The sequence below is a fragment of the Streptomyces sp. NPDC053673 genome (assembly GCF_055585225.1).
Genome location: NZ_JBVJKN010000017.1, coordinates 34,406 through 43,710, shown reverse-complemented (window position 1 = coordinate 43,710; position 9,305 = coordinate 34,406). Strand labels below are relative to the sequence as shown.

Sequence of the window (9,305 nt, the reverse complement as noted above, 5' to 3'; positions counted from 1 at the left end):
CGACACGTTCCTCGCCCGTCCGGCGACGCCTGAAGACGGCACGTTCCCAGCCCGTCCGGCGCTTGAGGACGGACACGCCGGCCGCGCCCACGAGAACGGCGCGATTCCCGCCCGTCCGACGGCGCCTGACGACGGCGCGTCTCCAGCCCGCCCGACGACGCCTGCGGACGGACACACCGGCCGCCCCGGCCGGGACGCGGCACACCGCGGGCGCCCGGGACGGCGCCCGCCCCGCGGCGGAGTCCTGCGCGCCCCCGAGGCGAGCCGAAGCAACGCGCTGCCCCCGGGGGCGTGGTGGGTGTGGGCGCTGGGTCTGGCCACCGCCGCGTCCCGGACCACCAACCCCCTCCTCCTGGGCCTGCTGGTCGGTGTCGCCGGGTACGTCGTGGCGGCGCGCCGCACCGACGCGCCGTGGGCCCGCTCGTACGGCGCCTTCGTCAAGCTGGGGCTCTTCGTCATCGCGGCCCGGCTGGTCTTCTCCGCCGTCCTCGGCTCGCCGATTCCGGGTACGCATCTGCTGGTGACGCTGCCGGAAGTACCGCTGCCCGACTGGTCGCAGGGGATCAGGATCGGCGGCCGGGTGACGGCCGAGCAGCTGGTGTTCGCGCTGTACGACGGCGCGAAGCTGGCCACGCTGCTGATCTGCGTCGGTGCGGCGAACGCCCTCGCCAATCCTGCGCGGCTGCTGAAGTCGCTGCCGGGTGCGCTGTACGAGGCGGGCGTCGCCGTCGTCGTCGCGATGACGTTCGCGCCGAACATGGTCGCGGACGTGGTGCGGCTGCGCACCGCCCGCCGGCTGCGCGGCCGCCCGACCGGCGGGGTGAAGGTGGTGCTGCAGATCGGGCTGCCGGTGCTGGAGGGCGCGCTGGAGCGGTCGGTCGCGGTGGCCGCGTCGATGGACGCGCGGGGGTACGGGCGTACGGCACAGGTGCCGCCCGCGGTCCGGCACACCACGTCGGCCCTCACGCTCGGCGGTCTGCTCGGGGTCTGCGCCGGCTCGTACGGACTGCTCGCCGCCGAGGGAGCGGGGTACGGGCTGCCGGTGCTGCTGGGCGGGTTCGCCGCGGCGCTGGCGGGGCTGTGGCTCGGCGGGCGCCGTCAGGTCCGTACCCGCTACCGCCCCGACCGCTGGGGCGTCCGGGCCTGGCTGGTGGCCGGGTCGGGTGTGGCGGTCGCGGCGCTGATGATCCGCGCGGGTTCGTACGATCCGGAGGCCCTGCACCCAGGCGTCGTACCGCTGACCGCGCCCACCCTGCCGCTGTGGCCCGCGGTGTCGGTCCTGGTGGGCCTGCTGCCCGCGTTCGTAGCTCCAGCACCGCCGAAGGAGTCGTCGTGATCCGCTTCGAGAACGTCTCGGTGACGTACGGCGACGCCGCCGCGCCCACGATCGCCGGGGTGGACCTGACCGTCCCGGAGGGCGAACTGGTTCTGCTCGTCGGCCCGTCGGGAGTCGGCAAGTCGACACTTCTCGGTGCCGTCTCCGGGCTGGTGCCGCATTTCACGGGCGGCACGCTGCGGGGCCGGGTCACGGTGAACGGCCGGGACACCCGCACCCACAAGCCGCGTGAGCTGGCCGATCTCGTCGGCACGGTGGGCCAGGACCCGCTCGCCCACTTCGTGACCGACACGGTGGAGGACGAGCTGGCGTACGGGATGGAGTCGCTGGGCCTGGCCCCGGACGTGATGCGCCGCCGCGTCGAGGAGACCCTCGACCTGCTGGGCCTGGCCGGTCTTCGCGACCGCCCGATCGCCACGCTCTCCGGCGGCCAGCAGCAGCGCGTCGCGATCGGCTCCGTGCTGACCCCGCACCCGAAGGTGCTGGTTCTGGACGAGCCGACGTCGGCGCTCGATCCGGCCGCGGCGGAGGAGGTGCTGGCGGTCCTCCAGCGGCTCGTCCACGATCTGGGCACGACCGTCCTGATGGCGGAGCACCGTCTTGAGCGGGTCGTCCAGTACGCGGACCAGGTCGTCCTGCTCCCGGCTCCTGGCGAGCCCCCGGTGACGGGCGTCCCCGCCGACATCATGACCGTCTCCCCGGTCCACCCCCCGGTCGTCGCCCTCGGCCGCCTGGCGGGCTGGGACCCGCTGCCGCTGTCGGTACGGGACGCGCGGCGCCGCGCGGGAGACTTGCGGGCGCGGCTGTCGGGGACGGAGCCGCGCGTTCCGGGTGCGGCCGCTGTTCCCGCCCCCACCCCGCCCCTTCGCGAAGCCGTGGGCAAGCCCCCAGCCCCCCGCCGCGGACCCGCGACGCCGGCCGCCGCCCCGGGGGAGACGCGGGGTACGGAGTCGGACACCGGCCCGCTTCGCGGAACCGACGAGGCCCCGACCGCCCGAAGCCTGTTCGGCAGGCTCCTGCGGCGCAGCCGCCCCGCGGCAGCCGACGGCGGGGACCTCGCACCCGGCACACCACCCGCACAGGTGGTGGAGGGAACCCCGCCCGGCCGCCAGGCCGGGCGCGCGCACCACACGGCCGCCGGCGTACACCCGTCCGCACCGAGCACCCGACGGGGCCGGCCCGCGGCCGAAGCGCACGGCCTCGCCGTGCGCCGCGGACGGGTCGAGGCGCTCCGGCGCGTCGACCTCACCGTGACGCCCGGCGAGACCGTAGCGCTCATGGGCCGCAACGGCGCCGGGAAGTCCACGCTGCTCGGCACGCTGGTGGGCATGGTCGAGCCGACCGCCGGCGCGGTCACCGTGAGCGGGCTCACCCCGCACCGCACCCCGCCCCGCGAGCTGATCCGGAAGGTGGCGCTGGTCCCGCAGGAGCCGCGGGATCTGCTGTACGCGGACACGGTGGGCGCAGAGTGCTCCGCCGCGGACGCGGACGCGGGCGCCGCGCCCGGGATCTGCCGGGAACTCGTCACCGCGCTGCTGCCCGGCGTACCGGACGAGACGCACCCCCGGGATCTCTCCGAGGGGCAGCGCCTGGCGCTCGCCCTCGCGCTCGTGCTGACGGCCCGCCCCCCGCTGCTGCTCCTCGACGAGCCGACGCGTGGTCTGGACTACGCGGCGAAGGCCCGGCTCGTCTCCGTGCTGCGCGGTCTCGCGGCCGATGGTCACGCCATCGTCCTCGCCACGCATGACGTGGAGCTCGCCGCCGAGCTGGCGCACCGGGTGGTGATCCTCGCGGACGGCGAGGTCGTGGCGGACGGCCCGACGGCCGACGTCGTGGTGTCGTCGCCCGCCTTCGCGCCCCAGGTCGCGAAGATCCTCGCCCCGGAGCCCTGGCTGACCGTGGCCCAGGTCGAGGAGGCCCTGTGACGGCCCGCCCCGTCCGTCTCGGCCCCCGCGCCGTCGCCGCACTCGCCCTCGTCAGCGCGATCGGCGTCGTCGCCTTCGGCTGGCCGCTGCTCGCCGGCGCTGACGCGGCCGTCACTGACCACGCCCAGGACGCCCCCTGGCTCTTCGCCGCGCTGCTGCCGCTTCTCGTCGGTGTCGTCGTCGCGACGATCGCCGACGGCGGCATGGACGCGAAGGCCGTCGCGATGCTGGGTGTGCTCGCCGCCGTGGGCGCCGCGCTGCGCCCGCTCGGCGCGGGTACGGCGGGCCTGGAGCCCATGTTCTTCCTGATGGTGCTGAGCGGCCGGGTGCTCGGCCCGGGCTTCGGCTTCGTACTCGGCTCGGTCACGATGTTCGCGTCCGCGCTGCTCACCGGCGGTGTCGGGCCGTGGATGCCGTTCCAGATGCTCGCGATGGGCTGGTTCACGACGGGCGCGGGCCTGCTGCCCGGCCCCGACCGCGTCCGGGGCCGTGCCGAGCTGCTGATGCTCGCCGGGTACGGTTTCGCCGCGGCCTTCGCGTACGGCACGGTCATGAACCTGTACGGCTGGACGATCGTGCCGGGCATGGCCTCGGGGATCTCCTTCCACGCGGGCGACCCGGTCGGCGAGAACCTGGTGCGCTTCTTCGCGTACGTCCTGGCCACCTCGGTCGGCTGGGACCTGGGCCGCGCCGCCCTCACCGTCGTCCTGACGCTCACTGTCGGTCCGACGCTGCTGAAGGCGCTCCGCAGGGCGACACGGCGCGCGGCCTTCGAGGCCCAGGTCACATTCGAGGCCTCCAAAACCTCTTCCGAGGGGTGAGGCGGCCCACAGGACTTTGGTCCCAAAACGATCGGCCTTCGTAGTCGGTCTCCCAGGACCTCCGCCCACCGGCCACTGCCCCTGACCTGCACATAAACCCCATATGTCCAGCTTGGGACTTTCGACCCTCCCTGCCCCCTCTACGTCGTATCTACGGGGTGAGTCCGGTCACGGCGGCGGGTCCGGAGTCCTGGCTACAACTGTTCTCGTCGCAAGGCGCCGCAGGGCCTCGAAGCCCAGCACACGAGCCCGGCTCGGCCCGCCCCTCGCGACAGCACAGTCCCCGAACGTTAGGTGCCGCCTTGTCCCGCTCGCTGATCACCCGTTTCACTGCCCGCAACAAGTCCGTTGTCGCCAGTGCCGCCGTGCTTCTCGGTGCGGCCGGTGCGGTGATGGGGACGACGTCGACGGCCTCGGCAGCCACGCCGCAGGAGCTGGCGAAGCAGATGATGCCGGCCGCCGAGTTCCAGTGCTTCGACAAGATCGTGCAGCACGAGTCCAACTGGGACCCGACCGCCACCAACGCCTCCTCCGGCGCGTACGGCCTGGTCCAGGCCCTGCCGGGCGGCAAGATGGCCTCGGCCGGTGCCGACTGGAAGACCAATCCCAAGACCCAGATCAAGTGGGGTCTGGAGTACATGAACGAGCGCTACGGCAGCCCGTGCGGCGCCTGGAACTTCTGGCAGGCCAACAACTGGTACTGAGCCGACGGGCGGCAGGCGCAGCATCTGAGGGCCCGGTGGCCGACGCGAGGGCGTCGGCCACCGGGGCCTTTGTCATACGGCCGTGCCCTCTCCGTCGTCGCGCGGCTCCGGGTGGCGGTCGGAGATCGCCGCGAGGAGGGCGGTAGCTCTTCCCTCCGCCCTGGCCCGCTCGACGAGATCCGCCACGGACTCCATGAACGCCTCTTCGGCGCCGGCAGGGATCAGTCCCTGGCCACGGAGATGCCGAACGAGCGAGACCAGTTGGCGGTACTCGTCCCCCAGCTTCTCCGCGTCCTCCGGCTCCTCCTCGAAGCGATCGAGCATGAGCGCGATCAACCGCAGCGCCACCGGCGCGCAACGCTCGGGACCGCACACCGCCATAAGCCGCACAGGGGCAAGCGGGTCCATGCGCAGCATCTGATCGTCGTCCGCGAACGCGGCTGCTTCCGCCACCGAGGCCGCCTCGTGGGGATGTCCCGCCCACAGCAGCAGCCGCGCGACCCTGAGTTCCCGCTTGAGATCTTCCTCGCCGGCCAACGCCACGAGAATGTCGTCGGCCTCCGCTCCCAGACGTGTGAACAGGAGACGTTCCACCACGTCGAGCCGGTCTCCCGCCGGGATGCCGCCATCTCGGAGGTTCCGCAGCAGCGCGTCCACGTCCTGGAAATCGCTGGTCTCGTACCGGACCAGGCTCGTGTGGAGACGGAGAGCGGTGTGCTCCTGATCGACCGACAACGCGGCCACCGCCTCGCGGACGACATCACGAAACCCTGACCGGTCGGCGCTCCTCAGAAGATCGGCGAAATGCTCCGGTGCCTTGGGGACACACGCGAGAAGGACCGGGTCGACACCGACCGGTTGCCCTGCCGACGCCCTGATGACGTCCAACGGAACGTCAGGATCACCGGCCTGCAGCAGCGCCAGCAGCAACCGATGGATCAACTCCGCGTGGTAGCTCCTTATGTCCTTGCGTCGCGGTCCGTCCCATTCCTTCGCCGCGGCGCGGAGAACGTCGCCGGCGATCCTCGGCACGGGCTCCAGAACGCCTGCCTCCACGAGACATTCGAGCGCGGTGATGGCTTCGTCACGCGAACTGGGGACACTGGCGGCCTCGGTCGCCAACGCGACGGCGGCTCCGGTGGCACCCGATGCGAGCAGCCGTGTGATCGTGAGGCTGTCGGCCGACTCGGAGCGCAGCAGGTCCTCTACGCGGCCGGGTTCCCCGAGAGCGATGAACCCGTCGGCGAGGAATCCTCGTGTCGTCGACGCGGCATGTCCTTCCTTCCCGCCAAGACCCTCGTACGCCTCCCGCGCCATCCTCCCCGCCGTGCGCTGCGCCTCAGCGTCCTCCGACCGCGCCAGGACGGAGGCGACGATCGCGCGCGGATCCGCGGCACTGATCCACACGCCGCCGCCGCGGACGACGATGGTCTGGACTTCAGGCGGAGCCTGCGCCAACAGCCAGTGGGCCGCCTCCAGCGCTGCCTCGGCCCCGGAGTGCCGGCCGAGTGCGAGCAGAACATCGCACCGGGAGTTGAATGCCAGAGATTCGTCGGCGAGGATCCGTTCCAGGGCCTGACGACCCGGCTCCGGGTCCGGCAGCGCGTGCAGAACGTCGCCGAAGAGGTCGAAGTGGAACCGCGAGTGAACGCGCTCGGCCAGGCGTTGTGTGACGGACGAGCGCAGGCTCCCTGACATCTGAACGCCGTCGGCGAGCAATCGCCCCGCCAGCAGGCCGTACCGGTCCGGAGTGTTCCCGTCCATCACTCCGTCCCGCCCGATCATCGCCTTGCTCGTGTGGACGACATAGTCCGCGTACCGGTCGCTGCGGTCCATCAGCAGCCCGGCAAGTCGCTCCGCCGCCCGCTCGCCCCGCTCGTGCGCCCAGCACGCCACGGTCAGCAGTGCCAGGTCGTCGGGGGTCTCCGACAGCGCTGCCGTGAGGAGTTCGTCGGTCTGCCACTCCCGGCCCGGCCAGTCGTCGGGGAGACTCCTGGAGGTGTCCCGCGCCACCAGGTATTCGGCGAGGCTCCGGTGGCCCCAGCGCAGTTCACCCGTGGCGGTCACGCCGTAGAAGAGACCGGTGCCCGTCAGCAGGCCGCCGACGGTGTCCGGCCAGGCCGCGAAGAAGTCCGGCGGATCGGGTACCCGGTCCTTCGCCCAGGTGACGGCATCGTCGATGGTCACCGCAGTGTCGGAGGCGAGGGTCAGCCGGGCCAGATGGGTCAGCAGCGGTACGCGGTTGCGGTGGAGCCAGTCCGCGAGGGACTCCTCGCCCCCGGCCTCGACGACCGTTCTGCGCCACGCCGTTCGACGACCGCCGTCCGCGTCCCGGCGGTTGAGGAGGTGCTTCAGAAGCTCCTCGTAGAGGCCCGCACGGCCGGTCGGCAGACCGCCGGGCGGCATGCGCCGGTACACCATGAGCGCAATGGCGGCGAGCAGTGGGGTCCTGATGATCTGGCGCAGTCCCTTGGCGTCGATGTGCTGGAGGAAGCGCTCCACGACGTCCTCGCCCGCACCACCGCACGCGTCGGCGGCGTCGGCATCGGCATCGAGCCAGCGGCGTGCCAGCAGCCGCAGCTGCGCGTCGTCGAAAGGGGCCAGCACATATCCGGCGACACCGTCGCCCCGCAGCGAGGCCAGTTCCGCCGTCGGCATGGGGCGGGTGGCCACGACCCAACGGAACGGACTGGACGGGCGTTTCGCGTCCGTCGCGATCGCGTCGATCACATGACGCCGTACGGTGACGTCGACGATCTCGTCCAGACCGTCGACCAGGACCAGCCACTCGACGCCCGGGACGGTCTCCTCGAAGACTCCGGCCGGCAGACCGGGCGACAGCATCGCGCCGAGCCGTTTGTGCACCGATCCGCGCAGCAGTGCCGGAAGCGGCTCGGGGCCTGCGAGGTCCTGGGCCGTCACGCGTACCGGAATGACTCTCCGGTTGAGCAGTTCCGCACTGTCTCCGCCGTCGTCCCCGGTCCCGGTGGTCCAGGCTCGGGCGAGGGTGCGCGTGATGTGGTGGATGAAGGTGGACTTGCCCGCGCCCGGTGGTCCCTCCAGTACGACGTGGCGGTGCTGGGCCAGGGCCGATTCGGCCTTCACCAGCTTGCCGACGGTCATCGTCCGCGCACCCGGGGCACCCGGGGCACCCGAGACGCCCAGTGCGCCTGAGGCGTCCGGAGCACCCGAGGCGTCGGCCGTCACCTCGACCCGCTGCTGGACATAGGCGTCGTGAAGCGACGGGTCGGCCCGGTCGTGCAGCCGGTAGTGGTGCACCGGGGAGGCGTTGAGCTCGGCGTCCAGCAGCGCGTACAGCCCCCGGTTCCGGCGTACGGCCGCCACGTCGGCCGGCGGAAGGTCGACGCGGACCTCGGTCAGCCCGGCCGGGGTGAGCGGAAGCCCGATGAGCTCGTTCAGCCGTGCCGTGTCCGCGGGCGTGAGGTGTTCGTACCACCGGTCGACACGCGTGGCGGACAACTCCCCCGGTCCCTCGTCCTCGTGGTGCTCGGTGACGAGCCCGATGAGGCAGCCCATGCTCCACACGGCGGCGCCGGACATGCCTTCCCACGGGCTGTGCGCGGCGGAGGCATCGGTCTGCGGTGACGCGAGGGTGTGAATGGCCAGCCTGCGCTCACGGCTGTTGGAGAGGACCGGAGCCTTCCCGTCGGCGAGATGGTGGGCGTCCCTGAAGGGCGCCGAGCCGTCGGCGGGCCGACGCAGCTTGTACCGGGGGAAACCGAGCGAGGAGCAGGTCACCGTGCCGTCCAGCGCCGGGACGGCCCCGAACCGTACGGCGGGCAACTCCGTCTCCACGGCGGGGAATTCCTCTCCCTTTCGCTCCTCCGGGCCGTCGGTGGCGCCGATCGCGACGACGGCGATGTCGAGCAGGTCGTCCGCCCAGACGACGACGCCTTCCGCCGACCACTCGTCCGGCCGGTCGGGCCGGAAGACCACACGGAGCTCCGCGGCCGCACGGACGACGTGGGCGGCGGTGAGCAGGTGCCCCGGGGCCACCCGGTAGCCGGAGCCACGCTCGTCGCCGCCCGCGTGCGTGGTGACGAGGACTTGCGCGGCCCTGTCCTGGTCCAGACCCGAGGGGCCGGGCAGCATCCACTGCCCGGCCACGAGGTTCGCGCTCACCTCTCCCCGGTCACGGCCTCGCCGGACACATGAGGCCGCCTACCGGTGGACTTCAGCCTGGGCTGCAGCGTCAGCTTGAGGCGCTGGGTGTCGGTGCTGTTCTTCTTCTTGTCGCCGCCCAGTTCGAGGACCCAGAACTTCACCTTCCCGGATCCGCCTCCGCCCTTCTCCAGGGCGACGGACAGTTCGAGCTCGATGTCGCCGAGCTCCAGCTCCAGTTCCTCACCGTCCGCGGCCCGCCTGGCCTCGTTCAGCTGGCTGCGCAGGTCACGGATCACATGGGACAGTTCGATCAACGCGGCTCCCCTTACGGCGTTTTCGGAGGGTCGATCGTACTGCGAAACGCGACCGCACCGCCGCTGCAATCGGGCTGGAG

Annotated in this window: 6 protein-coding genes; 4 read left to right on the top strand and 2 right to left on the bottom strand. The window is 72.3% G+C overall.

The genetic code is table 11. From position 1 onward, the window contains the following. Nucleotides 1-244 precede the first annotated feature (244 nt). The 4 genes from ACZ6ZQ_RS23505 to ACZ6ZQ_RS23490 all read left to right on the top strand — a co-directional run bounded on the left by ACZ6ZQ_RS23505 (nucleotide 245) and on the right by ACZ6ZQ_RS23490 (nucleotide 4,786). On the top strand, nucleotides 245-1,336 hold the full coding sequence (locus ACZ6ZQ_RS23505; protein ID WP_469770552.1) for an energy-coupling factor transporter transmembrane component T: 1,092 nt from the start codon (nucleotides 245-247) through the stop codon (nucleotides 1,334-1,336). Further along, complete coding sequence (locus ACZ6ZQ_RS23500; protein WP_469770458.1) at nucleotides 1,333-3,261, top strand: ATP-binding cassette domain-containing protein; 1,929 nt, start codon at nucleotides 1,333-1,335, stop codon at nucleotides 3,259-3,261. Before ACZ6ZQ_RS23505 ends, ACZ6ZQ_RS23500 begins: the two co-directional genes overlap by 4 nt. Then, complete coding sequence (locus tag ACZ6ZQ_RS23495) at nucleotides 3,225-4,082, top strand: ECF transporter S component (protein ID WP_469770551.1); 858 nt, start codon at nucleotides 3,225-3,227, stop codon at nucleotides 4,080-4,082. The genes ACZ6ZQ_RS23500 and ACZ6ZQ_RS23495 overlap by 37 nt, the downstream gene beginning before the upstream one ends. 302 nt (nucleotides 4,083-4,384) lie before the next feature. Next, nucleotides 4,385-4,786: an aggregation-promoting factor C-terminal-like domain-containing protein gene (locus ACZ6ZQ_RS23490; protein ID WP_469770457.1), complete on the top strand. Its 402-nt coding sequence runs from the start codon at nucleotides 4,385-4,387 to the stop codon at nucleotides 4,784-4,786. Nucleotides 4,787-4,858: 72 nt separating this feature from the next. On the opposite strand, the gene ACZ6ZQ_RS23485 is transcribed toward ACZ6ZQ_RS23490, so the two are convergent. Then, entirely contained in the window at nucleotides 4,859-8,929 is a 4,071-nt protein-coding gene (locus ACZ6ZQ_RS23485) for a trypsin-like peptidase domain-containing protein (RefSeq protein WP_469770456.1), read from the bottom strand. Next, nucleotides 8,926-9,225 (bottom strand): trypco2 family protein, encoded by a 300-nt coding sequence (locus tag ACZ6ZQ_RS23480; RefSeq protein WP_469770455.1) that lies wholly within the window; start codon nucleotides 9,223-9,225, stop codon nucleotides 8,926-8,928. The genes ACZ6ZQ_RS23485 and ACZ6ZQ_RS23480 overlap by 4 nt, the downstream gene beginning before the upstream one ends. Nucleotides 9,226-9,305: the final 80 nt, after the last annotated feature.